The following is a 22,822-nucleotide window of genomic DNA, read 5'->3' on the forward strand; positions in this document are numbered from 1 at the left end:
CAACGGACGGGTTCACAATGATGTCCGGTATAAGCGAGCATATCACGGAAAACGCTCGTCTCGTAATCGCAGTCATGCTCATCGCATCGGCCGTTATTGTCGCCGGGATCCCAATGGTCGAACGCTCGACTTCGCTTGATCAGTTCCAGACTGATGCTGACGAAGCTGACGCACTTGATTACTCCGAGGGGAACTTCTCTGCGGGCACGACGAACACGACATCTGCACAGATTATCGTCCAAGACGATGACGTCCTCGACAAGGAGACACTCGTTTCGATACTCGAATACGAGCAAACAGTACGGAACAACGAAACGGTCAACGACACACTCGTCGAGAACGACCCCACGCGGAGCGTCGCGAATCTGATCGCAACTACGGCGTTCCGTGACGACCAAGCCGAGGAGCTTCGAACCCGTGAGCGCGAACTCGCCGAGACGGAATCGACACTCGACGCTACCCTCGATTCGCTCGCTCGTAACCCGAACGCCAGCATCCGACCGGCGTTCGAGGATGTCAACGCGAACACGTCGATAAATCTCACCGAGACGGAGTACGCGCTCTTTACGAACGCCGTCGAGGAGCGTCGCGCGGCGACTGATGAGAACGCGACTACCGACGGCCAAAACGGGACCGGAGACGGTGACGGGAACGTCACGCAACGTATACTGGCCGAAGAGTACGCGGCCCTCTCCGAGGACAAGCAGCGCCTGAGCAATCTCGACCCCTCTCTCAGCACTCAAATCGACGAACTCCGGTCGCTGAACGAGTCACAGGTCGATGGAATCGCTACCAACGTACTTACTGGAAACACGAGTCGATCGACACAGGCGCTCGCGTTCATGCCCGACTATTACGAGCGGGGATCAACCGAAACCAACGCGACGCTGCTCGTGGTATCCCAGGAGACATCTGGTGGCTCGTTTGCGCCGGGTGACGCGCCCGACGAGATTGAGGACTCCCAAGTGGCCATGACAGACCTCGCACCGGACGACGACTCTATGTCTGTCCTGATTTACGGGGACGGCATCGTGTCCACGGAGATTATTGACTCAATGGTCGACAGCGTCCTGCTGGTCGGGCCGCTGGCCGTCGCGTTCGTCCTGCTCGTCCTCGTGGTCGTCTACAGGGACTTGCCCGACATCCTGCTCGGACTCCTCGGAATCGTCCTCGTCCTCGCGTGGACGTTCGGTGCAATGGGGTGGTTCGACATCGCGTTCAGCCAGCCGTTCATCGTCGTTCTCGTTCTTCTCACCGGGCTTTCCATCGACTACGGGCTCCACGTCGTGATGCGCTACCGCGAGGCCCGCGAGTCCAGTGAAACGGCACCCAGTCGCGCCATGGCCGTCGCACTCGGTAGTGTCGGTGTCGCGCTCGTTTACGTGACTACAACGACTGTCATCGGCTTCCTTTCAAACCTCACGAGTCCGCTGTCAGTCTTCCGTGAACTCGGGATCGTTAGCGCGATCGGGATCGTTGCCACACTACTCATCTTCGGCGTCTTCGTCCCTGCGCTGAAGGTCGAACTCGACGAACTGCTCGAGAGCCGCGGTGTTGACCGTGTGAAACCGGCAGTCGGGACTGGGACCGGATTAATCAGTCGCCTCCTCGATACCGGTGCGACACTCGCAACGACGGCCCCCTACGTCGTAATTGTTGTCGCACTCCTTATTAGTAGTGTGGGCGTTTACGGCGCGACGGAGATCAACGCTAGCTTTGAGCAGTCCGACTTCCTGGCGGAGAACCCCGACGACTGGCTGAAGAACTTACCCGCCCCGATTGCACCGGGAACGTACACGGCAGAAACGGCAATTGACACGCTCGACTCCGATTTTATGAGACAGGATACAACGACGACGATACTCGTCAGGGGTGACGTAGCCGACCCCGCAACGCTTGATCGCCTCAACTCGGCGCGGAAGAACGCCAGCAGCATGGATACGACGGAAACGTACACCGGCGGCGAGGCCGCGATCACTGATCCGATAACGGTGATGGATCGAGTCGCGGCGGAGAACGACTCGTTCAACGCGACGCTCGCGGCCGCCGACACCAATAACGATGGTGTTCCGGACGAAAACGTGGCCACCGTCTACGAAGAACTCTACCGAATCGCGCCCGAAGAGGCAGAGAATGTCATCTACCGTGATGACGGCGAGTACCGGGCGATTCGGATGGTTGTAATGGTCGACGGGAGTGCTGAAGACGAAACCGTCCGTGACCAGATGGGGTGGATCGCTGAGGACGTCGACGGCGAGGGCGTTTCAACGATCGCTACGGGGGACACCATCGTTAACCAGATCACGGCTGATCAGCTCGCGGAGACAGCATTCATGAGTCTGGTGGTCGCGCTTGTGTCGGTACTCGTCGTCCTTACGGCTGCCTACCGGTTCACTGAGGGGAGCGCCTCACTCGGAGTCATAACGATCGTTCCTGTCGCGTTCACCCTGACATGGGTACTCGGAACGATGGCGCTGCTCGATATCCCGTTCAATATCGTCACTGGCATGATCACCGGACTTACCATCGGACTCGGAGTGGACTATAGTCTCCACATCAGCGAACGGTTTAACCAGGAACTCGAGGAGACGGAGACAGTCGCGGCGGCACTGCACGAGACTGTGAGTGGTACTGGCGGCGCACTGCTCTCGAGTGCAGTGACGACTGCCAGCGGATTCGCTGTGTTGCTCGTCGCGATACTTCCGTTCCTCCAGTCATTCGGCCTTATTACTGCGCTCACCATCGTCTTCGCCTTCCTTGCAAGCGTGTTCGTCCTTCCAAGTCTATTGGTCGTCTGGGCCCGGCTCGTGGGTCGCGGCGAGGGTACGGATACAGACTCGTGTGGTGCGGCGGCCGAGACAAACAGTGATGTACCTGGGCGATAGACCAACCCGCCATCCGGTCTAAACAGTCCGCCCTGTGACGTTCCCGCTTTCGGTGTTATCAGATATATGCCGGTTTGGTTTCGTCATGGACGAGATCACTGGTTGTCTTGTCACATCCATCGATCAGGAGGCCGAACGTATGATAAATCCCATCGAAGTGAAGTAGTCGGATATGTGCCGGTCAAAATACTTGCATATCCGGTGCATCATAACCCACCACGACTACCTCCGCTGGCCTTCAACGATGGACGCAACGGTTTACCATTGCCAGCGCGGGATCGTTCGTCGCGTTCCTCCTTGTGATCTCCGTCGACGCCAGCCAGCAAACCGCCGGTTGATCGGCCTGTTCGGTTTTGTTTGTCCGATGGTCTTCGGGATGGGATATCTTCTTTTACCTCCCTACGTCGGCCGAACGCTCGTTGACCATCGCCTCACGGAAAACGGACGTGAGGGGAAAATGCGCGATAGCGGGATTTGAACCACTCCCGGTCCGCACATTCTGTCGCAAACGAACTCGCGAGCGAGTAGGATCAGAAACGAGATTTGAAATTACGGACGTCCCGGGGCGCGAGCGAAGCGAACGCGACCGTCTTCGAGCAGACTTCGACCGACTCGGCCCCGAACGGGGCCACCGGCGGTGACGAATCGCTAACTCTCGAGGTAGCCAAGCGACTCGAGGCGCGCTTCGACTTCGTCCTGCGCTTCTGCCTCGTAGTCGTCCGTTTCGGTTTCGGCTTCGACGGTGGCCAGGACCTCTTCGACGACGAACGTCACGTACTCGTCGGCCGAGTCGAAGTCGCTTCTGGGAACTCGAGATTCGATCCGCGAAACGAGTTCCGACGGGAGTGCGATCGATTCGTGGTCATCGCGGTCCAGCCCAACGGTCTGATTCGAAGCCATGACACGACTATCGGCGCACGACCTAGATTATTATCCGGCGTATAAACCGTTGAGGCTGCCGAATACGACACCGGTATTAATCATCGTGGCCGGATAGCCTCTCGACAGAATGGGCGATCAACGGAATGTTATCCTACTGACTGTCGACAGTCTTCGACTCGATTACTGTGGCTATGCGGACGACTCGTCGGGATCGATGCCGACCCTCGAGCGACTCGCCGACGAGGGACTCGCGTTCGAGAACGCGATCGCGACGGGGCCGGCGACCCACGAGTCGGCGACGACGTTCATGACGGGGGCGCACGCCGTCGAGCGATCGGGGAGCACGGAGTTCACCAAAGCACAGATGCGAACCCATATCCAGTCGCACCTCCGCTCGCAGCGGACGATAGCCGAGCGGCTGTCGGCGGCCGGGTACGACACGGCGGGGTTCACCGCGAATCCGTGGACCTCGAGTCACTTTGGCTTCGATGCCGGCTTCGACCACTTCCAAGACTTCATGGACGAGGACCTCTCGTCGGGGCTCATCGAGGGCGGGAAGCCGGATAACTCGATCCGTTACGCGCTCGTCCAGGCCCTCAACTGGTGGCAGGGCCAGGACATGTTCATGTCGTGGGAGACGTATTACGACGAGCTGTCGTCGTGGCTCGAGAGCGCCGACGAGCCCTACTTCATGTGGTCGTTCCTGGTCGATCCGCACCTCCCCTACATCCCGGGCGACGAGTATCGTTCCCGCTCGAGAGTGATGACGTATCTGGCGAATATATGGATGTACGCCGGCCGACCGGATTGGTTCGACGAGCGGTTCCGCGCGGCGCTTCTGGACGCATACGAGGATACGGTTCGACACACCGACGCGTTCCTCTCGCAGTTGCTCGACGATCTCGAGGAGATGGACGAAGATCCATTGCTCGTGATCCACGCGGACCACGGCGAACTGTTCGGCGAACACGGCCGGTACGGCCACGGCGGGTACCCGCACGAAGAGCTCGCGCAGGTGCCACTGGTCGTCGCCAACGGGCCGACCGATACCGTGACGGAGCCGTTCTCCCTGCGCCGACTGCCCGAACTCGTCTCGACGCTGGCGGCGGGCGGCGACTACGAGACGTTGACGGACCCCTGGGTGGTCACGCGGAATCGGAATCCGACCACGTGCGTTCGCGGTGCGAACTGGAAGTACGCCAGAACGCACACGGGTGAGGAGCGGCTTCGCGCGCTGCCGGAAGAAGAGCCACTGGAGAACGAGGAACTGCGCGCGATCGGCAGCCGACTGGTCGATGACTGGGAAGCCGCGAAATCCGAGCGCGAACGGATCGTCGGGGCCGTCGACGACCTCCCGATCGCCGACAAAGTGTAGGCGACCTCGAGCGACATCGCGCATGGAACCGAGTGATAAAACAGCAGGCGGCGCTCAGACCGCCTCGACGCGCTGGAACAGCGCTGCACCGATCGCAACCATCGCGACCGACGAGACGACGAGCGCGCCGAGATCGAGCCAGACGGAAAACGACGAGGTGCCGACCAGCACCCCTCGCAGGCCGTCGACCCCGTAGGTCAACGGGTTCGCGTACGCCAGATACCGCACCGAACTCGGAAGCCCCTCGAGCGGATACAGCGCTCCGGAGAGGAAGAAAAGCGGGAAGATGACGAACTGGACGATCAGGCCGAACCCCTCGCTGTCGCTGAACTGGGAGGCCAGTGCGATCCCGAAACCGACAAACGTGATCGCGAGGAGCACGAGGAAGATGGCCGCGATCGGAAGCGAGAGCAGGCTTACAGGTGCGAACCCGAGCGGGATCGAGAGCCCGAGGATCAGGAGCGCCTGGACGAGCGCCGTCGTCGACCCGCCCGCGATCCGACCGAGGACGATCGAGGTGCGACTCACGGGCGCGACGAGGATCTCCTTCAGGAAGCCGACATCCTGATCCGCCAGAATTGAGAGGCCGGCGAACGAGGCCCCGAACAGCATCGTGAAGCCGACGATCCCGGGCACGAGGTACTGCAGATAGTCGACGTCCTCGGGGAGTCCCGGGATCGCCGCGCCCTGGAACCCGAATCCCATGAAGACGAGGAACAGCAGCGGCATCGCCAGCGAGCCGACGATCCGCGACGGCGATCGGAGGAATCGCTTCGTATCGCGCAGCCAGAGCCCGTAGATCGCCTGCGGGTCGACCAGTTTCATGGCCGATCCTCCGTGGAAACTGCGCTCGAGCGGTCGTCGCCGGACTCGAGTGCCGTCCCCGTCTGGTCACCGCTCGCCATCACGGTCTGATCCCCGGCTGCTCCGTTCCGGTCGCTGCCCGCCGCCGAGCGATCGGTCAGTTCGAGGAAGACGTTCTCGAGGGTCGGTTCGCGGAGATCGACCGACGAGATACGCACGCCCGTGTCGTCGGCCAGTCGAACGAGGTCGGCGATCCGCGCGTCGCCGTCGTCGACCGTCACCCGGACGCCGTCGTCGCTCGCGGTGTACTCGCGGCTCCACGACTGCCCCTCGAGTCGGTCGAACAGCGCTGTCGGATCGTCGTCGCTCGCGAACTCGAGGGCGACGACGTCGCCGCCGAGCGACGCTTTGAGCGCCGACGGCGAGTCTATCGCAACGATATCGCCGTCGTCCACGATCGCCACGCGATCGCAGAGGTGGTCGGCCTCCTCGATGTAGTGGGTCGTCAGGACGATCGAGACGCCGGCCTCCTCGTTCAGCCGTTGGATGTACTCCCAGGTGTCGCGGCGAGTGCGTGCGTCAAGACCCACGGTCGGCTCGTCGAGGAAGAGGACGGCGGGTTCGTGTAGCAACCCGCGAGCGATCTCGAGGCGGCGTTTCATCCCGCCGGAGTAGGTGCCGACGGGGTCGTCACGTTCGGCGGAGAGCCCGACGAGCGCGAGCACCTCGTCGATTCGCTCTGCGCGTTCGGCTCGATTCTGACCGTACAGTCGCGAGTGAAACGCGAGGTTCTCCGCGCCGGTGAGCTCCTCGTCGAGGGCAGGTTCTTGGAAAACGATGCCGATACTGGATCGAACGGCCCCCCGTTCGGACCGGATATCGTGTCCGTTGACCGACGCCGTCCCAGAACTCGGCGGGAGGAGCGTCACGAGCATATTGATCAGCGTGGACTTGCCCGCGCCGTTCGGGCCGAGCAGCCCGAACAGTTCGCCGCGCTCAACCGCGAACGACAGGTCGTCGACCGCGGTCACGCCGTCGAACTCCTTGGTGATACTGTCGACGTGGATCGCTTTCATGGCGGTATCGTTCTAGTACTGACTGGACGGTCAGTCAATAAACAGTCGTCGGTTGGGAGTACTGTCGGCTGAGCGGTCCCGCTATAGCAGGTGTCGGGATTCCGATCGCGGAGATCGACAATTGCGGCGAAGACGGCTCCGAGGACGACGCTGAACAGTGCGTGTCCGAGCAGGCCGAAGAGCAACCCGAGGACGATCCCGTGGGCGATGTGGATCCCCCAGCCGAGGGGTCCAGCAGGCTCGAGGCCGTAGATCGCGGGGATGGCGGCCTCGAGGACGCCCAGCTCGAGGAGCACCATGACGATGCCAAAGGCGACCGCGCCGATCGCACCGCCGAGTGCGCCACCGACGAACCATCCGGTGGTGCCGCGCAACCCGAACGCAGTCGTCGTCTCTGATTCGCCGCTCATCGTGGGCAGGCCACCATAAACGGATCCAAACGTGTTCGTCACGATCGGTGATGGGGACAGTCACCCGTCGCGGACCGTCCGAAACCGGACATTGTAGTAGATCGGTCGTCAAGGGATCCCGTGGAGTACGAACTGCTCGGCTGGCCGCCTGACGGCCCCAAACTCCGGCTCGATCACGAACGGTTCAGCTACGCCGGCAAGTTCGTCATGACGAACACCGGCAAGGCGGTGGCTCGAGCCCCCGACGGCCGGATCGTCGCAGCGGTGGCGTTCAACGAGGATCGCACCGACGCGGACACGCTGTGGCTGCGCTACGTAACCGTCGACCGAGAGCTTCGGGGTGAGGGAATCGGTCCCCGACTCTGCGGGCTAGTCCGTGATCGCGCGGTCGAACGCGGCTACGATCGGCTTCGAATCGCCGTCAACAACCCGTTCGCCTACGAGGCGCTCTACCGGACCGGTTTTTCCTATACCGGCGAGACGACCGGTATCGCCGAACTGATCCTCGAGTATTCGGCACCGACCGAGGGGCCGACCGACGACTGGCACCCGAACGAGCGCGAGCGCTATCAGGCCGGTCTCGAGGAGTTTCGCGACCGCGATCTCTCAGACGACGAGCACGAGTTCCTCGAGGCGCGGCGTAACAGCGGGCCGCCCGCCCTCGAGTCTCACGACGGCGATAGTAGCCACTGAACGTCACTTCACACCCGATCGCACGACGGAAGCGCGGTTCGGAGCGAGCGCGGTTCGGAGCGGATGCGGTTCGGAGCGAACACAGTGAGCGAGAACCGCAGAAATGCGAACGGTGAGCGAAGCGAGCCGTGAGCGAGCGCGGTTCGGAGCGAACGCGGTTCGGAGCGAGCGCGGTTCGGAGCGAACGTAGTGAGCGAGAACCGCGGACTGTGCGATCGATGTGAAAACCGTGCCAGTTGGTACTATACCTGACGCACCAATCGTCACGCGAAGGTATCGACCACTGTCCCCGTGTCTGGCCCGGACGTGTAGTAGTAGCCGTCGGCTTCGGAAAGGGTTCCCCAGTCCTGCCAGCTCCCCTCGTAGTTCCGGACGGTCTCCCACCCGAGTTGCTCCATAATAAACCAGCCGACGGAGCCGCGGACACCGGTCGAGCAGTACGATATCGCCTCCTCAGCCGGATCGAGACCGGCATCGTCCAGCCACAGCGTTTCGAGGTCCGCCGGCGAACGAAGCCGGTCTCCGTCGTCGATGAGATTCTGCGTGAACTCGATATTTACTGCGCCGGTTATATGGCCGCGTCGACTGACATCGTCGTTCCCGTGCTCGCCGCGGTACTCCGCCGGCGAGCGATTATCGACGAGTTGGACGTCCGCTCCGTCCTCGTCAACGGTCGCAGCGACGCGGTCGCGAGTCGCGACCACGTCCATCTCGAGTTCGGGATCGTAGCTCGCGGTGGTGGGTTCGGGGGTTCCGGTTTCGGTTTCGCCGTCGGCGGCCGTCCAGACCGAGAACCCGCCATCGAGCAAGGAGACGGTTCCGTCGTGACCGATCGCACGAAGCGTGTAGATCGCGTAGGTTTCCCACAGATTCGACCCCGCACCGTAGACGACCACGTCATCGGCAGGTGTTATGCCGGCGTCCGCGACGACGTCCGCGATCGCGTCCGGTGTGGCTTCGTATCCGTCCGCCGTTTCCTCGTAGTGATTTTCCAGCATCGCCGTCTCCGGAAGTCGATGTGCGCCGGCGATATGCCCCTCGGTAAACGCCGTAGTATCCCGAATATCGAGAAGTTCGACGTCGCTGAGGTGCTCCTCGAGCCACATGCTATCGACGACTGCCTCGAACTCGTCGGCCGCCGGCGTCGCGTACAGGTCCGGATCCGCCTCGCCGTTCGCGCCGAGACAGCCCGCGATCGAGAGTCCGCCGGCGACTGCGCCAGTGCCCAGCAGCACTGTCCGTCGGTCGAGTCGGTGATTCGGATCCACGTGTCACTAGGTGAGTGGCTCTCGCTGTGCAAAAGCGTAGCGTCGCTCGGACCCTGCTGCTCGAGGCCCGAGAGCCGTGAACGGAGACGGTCCACTCGCGTACATCGAGAAGGCAACGTTTCAAATCCCAGTCCGCCCAACTACCCCCAATGGGAAATGCTGCACTACGGGATATCGCCGTCATCGAGGAGATCCCCTTCGATGACATCGAAGGCGTCGTCGCCGTCGACGCGCATAACTGGCTCTACCGCTATCTGACCACGACGGTCAAGTGGACCAACAGCGCAAAATATACGACCGGCGACGGAACCGAGGTCGCCAACCTCGTCGGAATCGTCCAGGGACTCCCCAAGTTCTTCGAGAACGACGTGACGCCGGTGATGGTCTTCGACGGCGGCCCCTCCGAACTCAAAGACGACGAAATCGAATCCCGCCGCGAACAGCGACGGAGCTACGAGGAGCAACTCGAGACGGCCCGCGAGGAGGGCGATGCGGTCGCCATCGCGCAACTCGAGTCGCGAACCCAGCGGCTGACGCCGACAATTCAGGAGACCAGCCGGGAACTGCTGCGACTCCTCGACGTGCCGATCGTCGAAGCGCCGGCGGAGGGGGAAGCCCAGGCCGCCCACATGGTCAAGCGAGGCGACGCCGACTACGTCGGCTCGGAGGACTACGACGCCCTGCTCTTCGGATCCCCACTCACTCTTCGCCAGCTGACGAGCAAGGGGGATCCCGAGTTGATGGATCTCGAGGCCACCCTCGCACACCACGAGCTGACCCTCGAACAGCTGATCGACGCGGCGATCCTTATTGGGACGGACTTCAACGAGGGCGTCTCCGGAATCGGCCCGAAAACGGCTATCTCGGCGATTACCGAACACGGCGACCTCTGGAGCGTGCTCGAGGCGCGGGGCGCACACATCGAGTACGGCGACCGCGTCCGGCAGCTGTTCCGCGACCCGAACGTGACCGACGACTACGAGTTCGACGCGGCCGTCGATCCGGATCTCGAGGCGGCCCGCGAGTTCGTCTGCGAGGAGTGGGCGGTCGACGACGACGAGGTCGCCCGCGGCTTCGAGCGGATCGAGGAGAGCGTCACGCAGACGGGGTTAGACCGCTGGACGTGACGGACCCGGACGGCCAGAGTCGACGGCGGATGTCTCTCGGACCGTCGTGTCCCGCTCATACGGACTACTGTCAGTCAGTTCCGGCGTACCTGTACGATGGGGCGCAGGTGCACTGCTGACTCAGTTACAGCAGACAGTCTCACTCGTCCCGTAGCGTGTGTTCGTGAGACGGCGACCCCTCACCCAATGGAGACACCTCGACGCGGCCGTTTCCGTCGACCGACACGTTACAGCCCCTGTACCGAAACCGTATTCGAAGTTCGGTCGGTCCCGAATCGACGAGAGAATCGAGCGCTTCCGGATCGACCGCTTCGTAAAGCGGCGGCGTCAGCTCTATCGGTGATTCATCGAACACGGTTGCGACCGCCGTGACGACGTCTTCGCTGGGCGAACTCCGTCCGTCGGAATGCTGGGATGCTGGCGGCATTGTTCGCCTCTAGTCCGAGGAGGGGTTAAAGATTTTCGTATATTGTACAATTTATACCAGACTAGGTGCCTGCCGGCAACCGAGTCGTAAAGTGGCCCACCATCGATGAAACGAACGAAAACTCAGCCGTCGGTCGTATACTTCTCCCCGAAGTGGTCGAACGACTGCCTGGCCGCTTCGACGATGACGCTCGTCTTCGTGATCTCGATGCCGAGTTCGTGTAACTCGTCGGCGACCGCTTCCGCGCGCTCTTGGGAGCGGGAGACGAGTTCGATATGCAGATCGTCTTCATCGGTCAGCAACCGTCTCACGCTGATGACGTTCTCGAGGTCGCTGACGGCCGTGACAATCTGCTCGTCGGTACCCTGAATCGACCCGACGAGGAGCATCCGCTGTTCGAACCCGGCCGTCTCGTAGTCTATTTTGGGTTCGTAACCCGTGATAACCCCGTTTTCCTCGAGGTTCTTGATCCGCGCCGCGACGGTGCTCGCCGCGAGATTCACCCGCTCGCCGATCGATTCTGTCGTCGCATTGCGCGCGTCGTCCTGGAGGGCATGAAGGATCGCCATGTCGCCTCTGTCGAGATCGTCCATCGGTGTCAGTACAAACACCAGTATGGGGAACGGTCCATATAGGCTTTTTCGGCGATGGAAAACTGGCATGACGCGTCTTCGGCGGTCGCTCCGACAGCGCGGGAACGGTTATCAACGTGGAACGAACGGCCGGCGGAAAGCCGTCGGGTTTCAGAACAGGTGCTTGTCTTCGTCGAGGAGTTTCGCGGGACCGCCGACGTTCCAGGTGGTCGTGGAGACGCCGCAGTCAGAGACCGCTTCCTCGACTTCTTCGGCGTACTCGTCGGTGGTGTTGACGTAGACGCTGGCACCGGTGTCGGTCGAGAAGTAGACGGGAATGTCCTCTTCTTCACGGAGTTCGCGCACTTTGTTGAAGACGGCGAGCGTGGCCGGCTGCCAGTAGACCCAGCCGGAGGGGCCGGTCATCGTGGTCGCCGCGAGCGAGAGCGAGTCGTGTTCGGCGAGTTCGAACGCGCCCTCGAAGTCGTTGTTTCGCAGCGCGTCGCGCATCTCGGCGATCTGGCCGTGAATGTGCGCGTTGCGCGCCTGGAACATGTGACTGTCTGCGGCCTCGCGGTGGGCGTCCTCGGTCTCCTTGTGATAGGGGACGAGTCCGACGATGATCTTGAGGTTCTCGTGGAGATCGGACGGAACCCGCTTCGAGCGGCAGTCCTCGTCGTTCATTCCGGTGTAGAGCTGGGAGAACGCACCGGTGACCGCGCGCGCGGCCGACGCCGAGCCGACACGGGCGATCGTCGAAATCTCCTGTTTGCTGGCGTCGAGTTCGGCGGCCTCTGCCAGCGCCATCGCCGCCGCCGCGAAGCCGGACGACGACGACCCGAGACCGACGTTCGAGGGGAAACTGTTCTCGCTCTCGAGGCGCACCGGATACACCGTGTGGGCGGCGTCGGAGCGCGAGCGGGCCTTCTCGACGACGGCCTCGACTCGTTCGTACGCGCGGCCGTCGAGTTCCTCGCCGTCGACGACGAAGGTGTCCTCCTCGTAGTCCATCGAGAACTCGACTGTTGTCCGGGTGTGGCTGGGGGCCGTACAGACGCTGATACTGTCGTGATACGGGAGCCGCTTGATATCGTCGCGCATCCCGTGGTACTTGACCAGCCCCTGAATGGGGTGGGCCATCGCCGTGGCTTTCATACCCAGATAGGTGGCTGAAGGCCGCTTAAAGTTCACGGCATCCTATCGATTCCACTGGTCTGGGATGGCGGCAGCGCATTCACCGGTTTGTCGGATATCCGCCGCGGGCGGGGAATCCGAGTCGTGGCTGCACACACGACCGCACGACGGGAGCGCGGTTGGGAGCGAGCGCGGTTCTCGCTCAGTGAGCGAGAACCGCGGGGATGCGAACGGCGAGCGAAGCGACCACCGTGAGCGACCACCGTGAGCGAGAGGCGCGGACTGTGCGATCGGCGTGTGAATCGTTTCAGTGAATAGTAGCCACTGCAAGTCAATACACACTGATCGGACAGCTGTCGTGCGATCAGGTGTGTAAATCGTTGCAGTTGTTACTATACTATGCCACGGTGCGCTGGCGGACGATACTACGCGTCGGTCTCGAGTTTCGCGTCGACTTCCGTCTCTTCTTCGAGCGTCTCGAGTCGCCGCTCGAGCGATGCGATATCGTCCCGCAGCTCGATCTGTAGCCGTTCGAGATCGGCCTCGAGTTCCGACGTGACCGCGTCAAAGGCGGTCGCGACCGTTTGCTCGAGGGTCTCGAGATCGTCCGCGAGCGCGTCCAACTGGGCGGCATCGGTGTCGGTCTCGGTGCCAGTGTCGGCGTATGCGTCCGTAACGGAATCACGGACAGCGGTGAGCTCCGATCGGAGCCCCCTCGTCTCGGATTCGAGGGCCGTCAATCGGTCGTCGAATCCCTGCAACCGACGCGCGAGGGAATCGAGCCGCGGTTCGAGGTCGTTCTCGATCGCGGTCCGCAACTCCGCGTTGACCGCCGCGCGGTCGTCGACGTCCGCCCGCAGCGTCTCGAGATCGTCCTCGATATCCACGACTCGGTCCGCACTGGCCGTTCGCTCCAGGTCGAGCGCCCGACGGAGCGTCGCCGCGTTCGGTCCGTCGTCGGCCTCGAGTTCTGCGAGCAATACGTCGAGAAGGCCGGTGGCCCGCCCCTCCACTGTCCGATCGAACTGCGTCCGAGTGTCATCGTCCCCTGTCATTATCGAAATTCGACCCCGGTCGAACCCTCTTCATACTAGTACACTGACGCATGATAATAATATCCCTTCAGTAACTCCTCAGACGTATCCAATTCGCGCGCCTCTGCTCGACACCGGTACCGACGGCCATCGAAACCGAGCGTGCTGACGGATCACCGCGGCGCGGACGGACCGCCTCGAACCGAACGGCTCAAATGCGCGCTCTCGCAACGGTTTCAGCATGGGAACACCCCTCGAGACCCGCGCCGACCAGGCCGAGGCGATCGTCGACCGCCTCGAGGACGCCTATCCGGACTCGACGATTTCGCTGCGATACGCGAATCGCTTGGAGCTGCTGATCGCGGTGATCCTCTCGGCGCAGTGTACGGACGAGCGGGTGAACGAGGAGACGAAACACCTCTTCGAGAAATACGACGGGGCCGAAGAGTACGCGAACGCAGACCAGGAGGAACTCGCGGAAGATCTGAACTCGATCACCTACTACAACAGCAAGGCCGAATACATCCGCACCTCCTGCGAGACGATCCTCGAGGAACACGACGGCGAGGTGCCGGATACGATGGATGAGCTGACCGAGCTCTCGGGCGTCGGTCGGAAGACGGCGAACGTCGTCCTCCAGCACGCTCACGACATCGTCGAGGGGATCGTCGTCGACACGCACGTCCAGCGGCTCTCGCGGCGACTGGGACTCACCGAACAGGAGCGGCCCGAACGGATCGAGACCGACCTGATGGAGATCGTCCCCGAGGACGACTGGCAACAGTTCACTCACCTCTGTATCGATCACGGGCGGGCGACCTGTACGGCTCGTAACCCCGACTGTGCCGACTGCGTACTGGCGGATATCTGCCCCTCGGAGAAGGGCGACGGCGAGATCGATCTCGCCTCCGGAGAGCCCTGGTAATCGTCTGATCTAGTGATATAACCGACATGCCGACTGTCGCAAGCCCAATTCCTTTTCAGCGACCAGCGGTATCTCCGCCGGGATCACTATGTCCGACAACACTGACGAGCGCGAGAACACCGGCACGGACGAACACGGGCGGGACGTACAACTCGAGCACGAGAAAACGGATCCCGAGGAAGCGCGGGACGAAGAGGAGCTCACCGAGGAAGAGAAGGAAGCCCGCGAGCGACAGGACGAGGAGCAGCGGCGGCAGGACATCGAACACAAGTCCGACGATCGAGTCGACGACGCCCTCGAGAACGCGAACCCGGATCACCACCGGGACGAGGAGCCGTACAATAGCTGAACGAAGCTCGAGTCGAAGCAATCCGGGTTCCGCCCGCTGACAACCACAGACAACTGTCCCGCGGACAACTGCTGACACCGCGGTTTTCGCCCTCGGTGCTGCCGATTCCTCGAGTTAGCCCTCGATCCGGTCGTCCGGAACGACCAGCGTCGGGAGCGTTCCGGCGAGGGAGACGACGACCCGCGAGTCGACGGAGACCGTGCCGACCGCTCGGCCGTCGACGACGAGGGTGACGTCGCTCTCCTCACGTTCGACCGTAAACGCGAGGTCGTCGTTTGGGAGTACCCACCGACGGGTCTGTGTCACAAAGGGACCGATCGGTGCGACCGCGGCCGCGTCGACGCCCGCCGAGAGGGACGGCGCGTCGACCGCGCTTGCATAGCCGTGGCTCCCCGCCGGCGTCGCCGCGACGACCCCGTCGGCGCGAAAGGTCGCGATCGACGCGTCCCGGCTTCGGACGCCGTACTCGGAGATCCGCGCCGGTTCGTCGGTGACCAGCGTCACGTCGAACAGCGCGCGCTCTCCGCCACCGATATCGTTCCGATCGGGCCTCGATTCCGTTCGATCGGTCTCCGATTCGGTGTCGGGTTCCGTTTCGGGCGTCGCTCCCGACTCGAGGGTGACGCCGAAAACTGGGCGAGAGCGGTGAACGGCTCGTCCCTCGAGCATCGCCATGATCGCGTCCGGAACGCGGTCGCGGTCGACCGACTCCATTCCTGTGACGGGGCCGACCGGGAGAACGGGCGTTTCGACGCCGGCGCGAGCGACCGCCGACAATGCCGCTTCGTCGACCGTCACGAGCACCGACGGCTCCGCCGCGAGAACGGCGTCGAGACCGCCGGTGACGATCGTCGCGTCCGCATCGGCGAGCACCGACTCGAGCTCCTCGACGGTCTCGATGGCATCGCTCGGATCCGCTTTACGGTCCACGACGCCGACGACGGGTGAATTGCCCGCACTCCACGCGGATTCCATGACCGGCAGTTCACGCGGCCGGCTCAAAAGCGTACGGTTGTCGGTCGCCGACCGCGCGCCGGCGGTCGATTGTAGTCGTCAGCGATGGCCACATCGCAGCGAAAACCGTTCACACGCCAATGGCACAGTCCGCGGTTCTCGCTCGCGGTGGTCACTCACCGGTCGCATCCCCCTGACTCTCGCTCACGGTGGTCGCTCACGGCTCGCTTCGCTCACCGTTCGCATTTCTGCGGTTCTCGCTCACTGTGTTCGCTCACGGCTCGCTTCGCTCACCGTTCGCATTTCTGCGGTTCTCGCTCACTGTGTTCGCTCCGAACCGCATCCGCTCCGAACCGCATCCGCTCCGAACCGCGCTCGCTCCGAACCGCGCTCGCTCCGAACCGCGCTCGCTCCGAACCGCGCTCGCTCCGAACCGCGCACCCCTCGTTCGATCGGGCGTACGCTCGGTCAATTGCTTCCAGACTCGTCGTACGGCCAGTCGCCGGTGATCCGCATCCCTTCGGCGAGGTCCTGGGATTCGAGGTCGGCCGCGATCGCGTCGGGATCCCGGTGGTCGATCGTCACGTCCTCGCGAGCGAGCGCGACGACGTACTCGGTCAGGAGAATCGCCTGTTCGGACAGGGTCCGGGGCTCGAGTTTCTCGATCGTATCCGCGAATGTGTGGCCCCAGCCCCGCCCCGCACCGTCGGACATCGATTTGACGTGACAGCCGGGCACGCCCCATGTGACGAACGACCAGTGATCGCTGTGGGGGCCGAGTTTCGGCACGGTGCCGATCGGATGGTCGTACCGGTCCGCGACGTCGTTCGCCACGTCCCGGAGCGCGTCGAATCCGTGGGTGACGATCGAGAGCGTCCGATCGCGGACGACGCCGTCGTTGTTGACCACCGCTTTGATCGATTCCTGATCGATCCGCTCGGCGGCCCGCGTGGAGCCGACCAGTCCGACCTCCTCGGCGCCGAAGGCGACGAACTCGACGCGGGTCTCGAGTTCCCCCTCGCGATCCGCGAGGGCGTTCGCGATCTCGACGATCATCGCAGTTCCCGCACCGTTGTCCATCGCTCCCTCGGCGATGTCGTGAGCGTCGACGTGGCTCGTCACGAGGACGCGCTCGTCGGTGTCGGGACCGAGTTCGGCGCGGACGTTCTGGCTCTCCGCGGGGTGGATATCGGCTTCGACGGAGAGCGTGATCGACTCGCCGTCGAACCGGCGGGCCAGCCGCGACCCGACCTCGCTCGAGACGCCGACGGCCGGTATCTCGCCGACGGGTTCCTCGTCCGTTCCCACGCTACCGGTCGGGGGAAGACAGCCCTCGACGTGATTCCGGTAGACGAACCCCACCGCACCGTTCTCGACGGCGTGATAATACTTCTCCCGGCGGTGGAGATGCCGGTCGTAGTAGTCGGGCACGTCGCTGCGGACCATGACGACGGCGTCCTCGACATCGCGCTCCTCGAAGTCCGCGGGGAGACCGTAGCCGAGATCGATCAGCGGCGCGACGACGCGGTCGGACGGACTGCGCGGCAGCGCGATACAGTCCTGCGTGGTGTCGCCGGCCGTGATCGCGCTGTCGCCCCGGGTCCAGCCCTGAATGTCGAACGACTCGAGTCGGGCGTCTCGCGCGCCGACGTCGGCCAGCGCATCCCGCGTCAGTTCGGCGGCCTCGTGTTCGCCCTCGCTGCCGGCCATGCGATTCCCCACGTCGACGAGGGCCTCAAGGTGGTCCCAGCCGACGTCGCTCTCGAAGACGGAGCCGATCCAGGCGGTCATGACTGGAACGTGGACCGATGGACTGGTAACTGTACCGCTCGGTCGCGACGGATACCGAGAACTGTCCGACGGTTTTCAATAGTTGGTGATACGACAAACTACGAATCTTTTTCACGCCGCTCCCTCTCGAACTCGATATGCGGGAGACGCTAGCCGACTGGCGGCCGGCCATCGACGAAGCGATCGCCGACCTGGTTCCGCGCGAGATCGACGCCGACTACCTCGAGTCGTTCTTCGGGTCCCCGACGTACGAGTACGATCCCCACGGCATCCAGCGCGCGCTAGCGACGCCGCTGTGGGATCTGCTCGACCGCGGCGGCAAACGATGGCGTGCGATACTCTTCCTCGTCTTCGTCGAGGGGTTCGACGAGGATCCGGCCGAATATCTGCCCTACGCCTGCATTCCGGAGATACTGCACAACGGGACGATCATCGTCGACGACGTCGAGGACGGGGCCACGATTCGACGCGGCGAACGAGCGCTCCATCGCCTCTATGGCCGCGATATCGCACTCAATGCCGGCAACGCGATGTACTTCCTGCCGTTGAAGGTCATCAGCCGGAATCCAGCCGGCCTCCCGGCCGACCGACGGCTGGCCGCCTACGAGATGCTGATGGACGAACTCAATCGCACCCACCTCGGTCAGGGGATGGACATCTGCTGGCACAACGAACGCGATGTCCGGATCAACACGGCACAGTATCTGGAGATGTGCGCGTGCAAGACGGGCTGTCTCGGCCGAATCGTGGCTCGCCTCGCCGCGATCATCACCGACCAGCCCGACGACGTTGAGGAAGCGATCGCCGAGTACGCCGAGCTGACCGCGGTCGCCTTCCAGATCGGCGACGACATCCTGGATGTCGAACACTCGCTGGGCCGGGCCGGCGCGTTCGGCAAGGAGTTCGGCAACGACATCCGCGAGGGAAAGAAGACTCTCATGGTCATCCACGCCATCGATGCGAGCGAGCCGGAGCGCGCCCGACGGCTGCAGGCGATCCTCGAGGCCGACGACAATACCGACGAGCAGATAATCGAGGCCCTCGAAATCCTCGAGGCCGCCGGCAGTATCGAGTACGCCCGCGAGCGCGCGCTCGAGTTGGCCGCGGATGCACGCACGGCGATCGACGGCGTGGCGTTCGACGCGGAGACGACCCGGAAGCTCGAGGAGTTCACGGAGTTCGTCATCGAGCGCGACGAGTAGTCGCCCCCGCAGGACTCGAGTGAGTCGTTCGCGAGGCGGCGGCAGGTGAGACGTTGATTCTTCGAGTCGGAATTAGAGAGAGTCACGAACAGTGAACAGTAGGGGCAGATACTACAGTCTCGAGGTGGAACCCCGGGTATGGCCGACCACTCGAGGCGGGGCGGGACCGATCGCACGGACGCCGCGAGACCGTGGCCGATCCTCGTGGCCCTCGGACTCGTCGGCTCGGAGGTCGGCATCGTCGTCGATCTCGTCCCGGTCGCCGTCGGCGGACTCGTCGTCTTCGCCGCGAGCGTCGCCGGCATCCTCGCGGACGCCAACTACGTGGACCGACCCCTCGCGTTCGCGGCCACGGTCGGCGCAGCGTTCGTCGTCGTCGGCGCGATACTGGCCGCCCACGGCACCGGAACCCTGCCGATCGCCCCCCTCGATCCACTCACCGGTCTGGCGAGTCGCGGCGCGGCGCTCGTCGTCGCCGGCGTGGTGACGATCGGCGGGGCCGGCCTCGTGCGGTCCCGCCAAGCCGAACGCGGCGAGAGCCGCGGGATCGAATCGTGAATCGGAACCGGTCACCGAACGACTCGCTCGAGACACCACGAATCTAACAGCTACCGATGAGCCGACCTGCCTTCGACGCGGAAGTAGCACTCGACCTCGCAGTCAACACGGTCCCCTTCCTGATCATGGCGTTTTTCGTCGCGGTCTTCGCGGTGTTCAACCCGTGGGGATTCGATCCGCTCCAGTCGACGATTCAGTTCGCCGTTTTGCTGTCGACGATGGGAACGCTCGCGTTCGTGACCTACCTCGCGGCTCGAGTGATCGAAACCGACGACCGGACGCGATACGACACCGGCGAGCCCTGATTGCGGCCGAGAGTCGACCGCGGTCGCCGTCAGTTGATGATGAGCACGAACCCGGTCACCGCCATCATACCCGAAATCCCGACCAGGAGGAGCAAGAACAGTTCCTTTTCGGAAAGCCGGCGCTGCGGTGTCGGTCGATCGGACTCGGCCTTATCGGAGCTCATAGACGACCACTATCGGCGAGATACACGACAGACGGGCAAGAGCGTTTCCCAGCTGTGGTCAGCAGACGAGGAAGCGACCGGGGACATTGGGGGAGCGACCGAGGCCATTGGGGGAGCGACCGGGGACATTGGGGGGCGACCGGTGCCATGCGGGGGTGTCATCGGTTCCATGCGGAGGTGCCACCGACCGAGACTCGAGCACGGAGCGAGTCGAGGTCCGCGCTGGCCGAAACGATGGAAGAACACACCGGGCAGTATCACCACTGTAGACGCGGTCTCCCTTGAAAACTACCGCGAGATCGTCGACGGCTCCCGATCGGTCCGCTCCCCAGAGCGGGGGGTGACGCAGTTTGAGCACCGAGCGGGACCGTCGATCCGATCGAACAGCCGTTCACCGCAATCAGGACAGTTTCCATCAGGATATCGAACCATACACCCATAAGACAAGAAAGGGACTATATGTTTTGCGGCTCTGCCCCGTCGATAGGAGACACCGGAGAATACGCGTCTTGTGTCATCGACAGACTCCGTTTCAAATTTGTTAGTTGAAACGGTAGTGTGTCCGTTCCATCAGTATCCGTCCGAGCGTGGGTTCGATCGTCGACCCGCCATCACCACAGCACAAACACCACCATCCGGGACGACGTATCGGGAGCCGTGACCGACGATCGAACGATCGCCGGCAGGGAAGCCGTCGCCAGCCTCGGCCTCGCACTGGTCATCGCGACCGCCGCCTTCGGGGCGCTGCTCGGTGCGACCCTCCCCGACTACACCGGGCTCGAGACGATCACTATCGGAACGGTCGCGGTGGCCGTCTCGCCGCTCTCGCTCGCCGCCTACGGTGCCGTCGCCGTCGGTCTCCTGCTGGTATCGCTCGGGGTCGTCGTCGGCGTCCTCTCTCGGTTCGACGACGACGCGGTGTAGTCGCCGCCCCGGTCATTCCCCCGCTACCGGCATCGGTCCGTCAGACCGTCTCAGGCCAGCCCGATGTTCTCGCTGTACGCGCCGTACTGGTCCTCGAAGACCGCCATGATCTCGCCCATCGTCGCGTAGGCTTTCACCGCGTCGACGATGTACGGCATCGCGTTCTCACCGCGTTCGCTGGCCTCGCGCAGGGCCTCGAGCGCGTCCGCGACCGCTCCGTCGTCCCGGTCCGATTTCACGTCCTCGAGGCGACCGAGCTGGCGTTCGGCCGTGGTCTCGTCGATCTGGAGGATCTCGGGACTGGTATCCTCCTCGAGCGTATATTTGTTGACGCCGACGACGACCTCCTCGCCGCGCTCGACGCGCTCTTGGTACTCGTAGGAGGCATCCTGAATCTCCCGGAGGAAGTAGCCGTCCCCGATTCCAGTGAGAATTCCGTCGCGGACCGAGCCGTCACCCATCTCCCGGATCTCCTCGATGTAACGCATCGCGCGCGCTTCGATTTCGTTCGTGAGCGTCTCGACGGCGAAGGAACCGCCCATCGGGTCGACGATGTCGGCCGCGCCGGATTCGTCGGCGATGATCTGCTGGGTTCGCAGTGCGACGCGGACCGCCTTCTCACCCGGTAGCGCGAGCGCCTCGTCGAAGCTGTTGGTGTGCAACGACTGGGAGCCACCGAGGACGCCGGCCAGCGCCTGCATCGTCACCCGGGCGACGTTGTTCAGCGGCTGCTGGGCCGTCAGCGACTGGCCCGCCGTCTGGGTGTGGAACTTGAGCCGCTTTGACTCGTCGGCGTCCGCGTCGTACCACTCGTCCATCACCCGCGCGTAGATTCGCCGGGCCGCCCGGAACTTCGCGATCTCCTCGAAGAAGGAGTTGTGACAGTTAAAGAAAAAGGACAGTCGCGGCGCGAACTCGTCGATGTCGAGCCCGCGCTCGAGCGCGTCCTCGGCGTAGCCGAAGCCGTCCGCGAGGGTGAAGGCGAGTTCCTGAACCGCCGTCGAGCCCGCCTCGCGGATGTGATAGCCCGACACCGAAATCGGGTGGAATTTCGGCGTTTCCTGCGTGCTGAACTCGAGGACGTCCGTCACGAGATCGAGCGACGGCTCCGGCGGAATCACCCACTCCTTCTGGGCGATGAACTCCTTGAACATGTCGTTCTGGAGGGTCCCGCGAAGCTCCGCGCGGGGAACGTCCCGCTGATCAGCCAGCGCGACGTACATCGCGTAGATCACCGGCGCGGAGGGGTTGATCGTAAAGGACGTCGAGATGTCCGCGAGGTCGATCCCGTCGAAGAGGATCTCCATGTCCCGGAGCGTGTCGACGGCGACCCCCTCCCGACCGATCTCGCCCTCGCTCATGGGGTCGTCCGAATCGAGTCCCATCAGCGACGGCATGTCGAACGCCACCGAGAGGCCGGTCTGGCCCTCGTCGATCAGGTAGTGAAAGCGCTCGTTGGTCTCCTCGGCGGTGCCGAATCCGGCGAACTGGCGCATCGTCCACGTCCGCCCGCGGTACATCGTCGGGTACGGGCCTCGAGTGTAGGGTTCCTCTCCCGGGAACCCCAGATCCTCGAGATAATCGAGTTCCGAGACATCCTCGGGGGTATAGAGTCGATCGACCTCGTGGTTCGAAACCGTCGCGAACCGGTCTTTCCGCTCGCCGTGCCGCTCGAGGACCGGCTCGAGCGACTCCGTTTCCCATCGCCGGCCTTCCTCGCGGATCTCCTCGAGATCCTCGTCGTCGTACATGGTCGTAATATTTGCCGACGATGCAATGAAGGTTCGGGAAGGACGGATCGGCGTGAGAAACGAATCGAAGAGAGAAACGGGTCGGTGGGAGAGACGGCCAGTGTTTGGGGACCGCCACGAGTCGATTTGACGGGAGAAGGGGCCGATCGTCAGTCGACCGCTGGCTCCGACCGGCAGCGTCCGACGAGTGTAAGACACCGTCGCGAACGGCG

The 22,822-nt window shown here is 63.4% G+C and carries 23 protein-coding genes; 10 read left to right on the forward strand and 13 right to left on the reverse strand.

What is annotated here, in order from left to right; genetic code table 11:
- The first annotated feature begins 20 nt into the window (after positions 1-20).
- Positions 21-2,885, forward strand: coding sequence for an MMPL family transporter (locus ACEWFR_RS09340; protein WP_374060767.1), 2,865 nt, complete (start codon positions 21-23; stop codon positions 2,883-2,885).
- Between the two features lie 648 nt (positions 2,886-3,533).
- Here the strand turns inward: ACEWFR_RS09340 and ACEWFR_RS09345 are convergent.
- Positions 3,534-3,785, reverse strand: coding sequence for a hypothetical protein (locus ACEWFR_RS09345; RefSeq protein WP_374060768.1), 252 nt, complete (start codon positions 3,783-3,785; stop codon positions 3,534-3,536).
- 109 nt (positions 3,786-3,894) lie between these two features.
- On the opposite strand from ACEWFR_RS09345, the gene ACEWFR_RS09350 reads away from it, so the two are divergent.
- Entirely contained in the window at positions 3,895-5,142 is a 1,248-nt protein-coding gene (locus tag ACEWFR_RS09350) for a sulfatase (protein ID WP_374060769.1), read from the forward strand.
- A 54-nt stretch (positions 5,143-5,196) separates the two neighbouring features.
- Here the strand turns inward: ACEWFR_RS09350 and ACEWFR_RS09355 are convergent, their stop codons facing one another.
- From ACEWFR_RS09355 to ACEWFR_RS09365, 3 genes are read right to left on the reverse strand one after another with little or no spacing between them, the layout of a single operon-like run.
- Complete coding sequence (locus ACEWFR_RS09355) at positions 5,197-5,967, reverse strand: ABC transporter permease (RefSeq protein WP_374060770.1); 771 nt, start codon at positions 5,965-5,967, stop codon at positions 5,197-5,199.
- Positions 5,964-7,022, reverse strand: a complete 1,059-nt coding sequence (locus ACEWFR_RS09360) for an ATP-binding cassette domain-containing protein (protein ID WP_374060771.1) — start codon at positions 7,020-7,022, stop codon at positions 5,964-5,966. Before ACEWFR_RS09360 ends, ACEWFR_RS09355 begins: the two co-directional genes overlap by 4 nt.
- Entirely contained in the window at positions 7,019-7,432 is a 414-nt protein-coding gene (locus ACEWFR_RS09365; protein ID WP_374060772.1) for a hypothetical protein, read from the reverse strand. Before ACEWFR_RS09365 ends, ACEWFR_RS09360 begins: the two co-directional genes overlap by 4 nt.
- Positions 7,433-7,552: 120 nt before the next feature.
- Between ACEWFR_RS09365 and ACEWFR_RS09370 the strand changes: the two genes are divergently transcribed.
- On the forward strand, positions 7,553-8,125 hold the full coding sequence (locus tag ACEWFR_RS09370; protein ID WP_374060773.1) for a GNAT family N-acetyltransferase: 573 nt from the start codon (positions 7,553-7,555) through the stop codon (positions 8,123-8,125).
- A gap of 263 nt (positions 8,126-8,388) precedes the next feature.
- Here the strand turns inward: ACEWFR_RS09370 and ACEWFR_RS09375 are convergent, their stop codons facing one another.
- Positions 8,389-9,393 (reverse strand): sulfurtransferase, encoded by a 1,005-nt coding sequence (locus ACEWFR_RS09375; protein WP_374060774.1) that lies wholly within the window; start codon positions 9,391-9,393, stop codon positions 8,389-8,391.
- 149 nt (positions 9,394-9,542) lie between these two features.
- Here ACEWFR_RS09375 and fen point away from each other — a divergent pair, with 149 nt between their 5' ends.
- Entirely contained in the window at positions 9,543-10,520 is a 978-nt protein-coding gene (fen, locus tag ACEWFR_RS09380) for a flap endonuclease-1 (protein WP_374060775.1), read from the forward strand.
- A 139-nt stretch (positions 10,521-10,659) separates the two neighbouring features.
- On the opposite strand, the gene ACEWFR_RS09385 is transcribed toward fen, so the two are convergent.
- The 4 genes from ACEWFR_RS09385 to ACEWFR_RS09400 form a co-directional block, all read right to left on the reverse strand.
- Positions 10,660-10,947, reverse strand: a complete 288-nt coding sequence (locus ACEWFR_RS09385) for a HalOD1 output domain-containing protein (protein ID WP_374060776.1) — start codon at positions 10,945-10,947, stop codon at positions 10,660-10,662.
- Between the two features lie 122 nt (positions 10,948-11,069).
- The gene (locus ACEWFR_RS09390; protein ID WP_374060777.1) at positions 11,070-11,540 is read right to left on the reverse strand and encodes an Lrp/AsnC family transcriptional regulator; all 471 of its coding nucleotides are present in this window, start codon (positions 11,538-11,540) and stop codon (positions 11,070-11,072) included.
- A 150-nt stretch (positions 11,541-11,690) separates the two neighbouring features.
- Positions 11,691-12,674: a phosphomevalonate decarboxylase MvaD gene (gene mvaD / locus ACEWFR_RS09395; protein WP_374060778.1), complete on the reverse strand. Its 984-nt coding sequence runs from the start codon at positions 12,672-12,674 to the stop codon at positions 11,691-11,693.
- 404 nt (positions 12,675-13,078) lie between these two features.
- Positions 13,079-13,708, reverse strand: a complete 630-nt coding sequence (locus ACEWFR_RS09400) for a hypothetical protein (protein WP_374060779.1) — start codon at positions 13,706-13,708, stop codon at positions 13,079-13,081.
- Between the two features lie 220 nt (positions 13,709-13,928).
- On the opposite strand from ACEWFR_RS09400, the gene nth reads away from it, so the two are divergent.
- On the forward strand, positions 13,929-14,612 hold the full coding sequence (gene nth, locus ACEWFR_RS09405; protein WP_374060780.1) for an endonuclease III: 684 nt from the start codon (positions 13,929-13,931) through the stop codon (positions 14,610-14,612).
- Between the two features lie 88 nt (positions 14,613-14,700).
- On the forward strand, positions 14,701-14,961 hold the full coding sequence (locus ACEWFR_RS09410; RefSeq protein ID WP_374060781.1) for a hypothetical protein: 261 nt from the start codon (positions 14,701-14,703) through the stop codon (positions 14,959-14,961).
- 114 nt (positions 14,962-15,075) lie between these two features.
- On the opposite strand, the gene ACEWFR_RS09415 is transcribed toward ACEWFR_RS09410, so the two are convergent.
- Together ACEWFR_RS09415 and ACEWFR_RS09420 are read right to left on the reverse strand one after the other, a co-directional pair.
- On the reverse strand, positions 15,076-15,936 hold the full coding sequence (locus ACEWFR_RS09415) for an NAD(+)/NADH kinase (RefSeq protein WP_374060782.1): 861 nt from the start codon (positions 15,934-15,936) through the stop codon (positions 15,076-15,078).
- A gap of 447 nt (positions 15,937-16,383) precedes the next feature.
- Entirely contained in the window at positions 16,384-17,706 is a 1,323-nt protein-coding gene (locus ACEWFR_RS09420; protein WP_374060783.1) for a M28 family peptidase, read from the reverse strand.
- A gap of 137 nt (positions 17,707-17,843) precedes the next feature.
- Here ACEWFR_RS09420 and ACEWFR_RS09425 point away from each other — a divergent pair, with 137 nt between their 5' ends.
- From ACEWFR_RS09425 to ACEWFR_RS09435, 3 genes are all read left to right on the forward strand, one after another.
- Positions 17,844-18,908 (forward strand): polyprenyl synthetase family protein, encoded by a 1,065-nt coding sequence (locus ACEWFR_RS09425; RefSeq protein WP_374060784.1) that lies wholly within the window; start codon positions 17,844-17,846, stop codon positions 18,906-18,908.
- A gap of 138 nt (positions 18,909-19,046) precedes the next feature.
- The gene (locus ACEWFR_RS09430; RefSeq protein WP_374060785.1) at positions 19,047-19,466 is read left to right on the forward strand and encodes a hypothetical protein; all 420 of its coding nucleotides are present in this window, start codon (positions 19,047-19,049) and stop codon (positions 19,464-19,466) included.
- 56 nt (positions 19,467-19,522) lie between these two features.
- Complete coding sequence (locus ACEWFR_RS09435) at positions 19,523-19,771, forward strand: DUF6684 family protein (RefSeq protein ID WP_098724228.1); 249 nt, start codon at positions 19,523-19,525, stop codon at positions 19,769-19,771.
- Positions 19,772-19,800: 29 nt separating this feature from the next.
- Here the strand turns inward: ACEWFR_RS09435 and ACEWFR_RS09440 are convergent, their stop codons facing one another.
- Positions 19,801-19,935 (reverse strand): hypothetical protein, encoded by a 135-nt coding sequence (locus ACEWFR_RS09440; protein ID WP_255291393.1) that lies wholly within the window; start codon positions 19,933-19,935, stop codon positions 19,801-19,803.
- Positions 19,936-20,592: 657 nt separating this feature from the next.
- Between ACEWFR_RS09440 and ACEWFR_RS09445 the strand changes: the two genes are divergently transcribed.
- Positions 20,593-20,859 (forward strand): hypothetical protein, encoded by a 267-nt coding sequence (locus ACEWFR_RS09445; RefSeq protein WP_374060786.1) that lies wholly within the window; start codon positions 20,593-20,595, stop codon positions 20,857-20,859.
- 50 nt (positions 20,860-20,909) lie between these two features.
- Here the strand turns inward: ACEWFR_RS09445 and ACEWFR_RS09450 are convergent, their stop codons facing one another.
- The gene (locus tag ACEWFR_RS09450) at positions 20,910-22,610 is read right to left on the reverse strand and encodes a methylmalonyl-CoA mutase family protein (protein ID WP_374060787.1); all 1,701 of its coding nucleotides are present in this window, start codon (positions 22,608-22,610) and stop codon (positions 20,910-20,912) included.
- Positions 22,611-22,822 lie beyond the last annotated feature (212 nt).

The sequence above is a fragment of the Natrinema sp. H-ect4 genome (assembly GCF_041894845.1).
GTDB lineage: Archaea > Halobacteriota > Halobacteria > Halobacteriales > Natrialbaceae > Natrinema.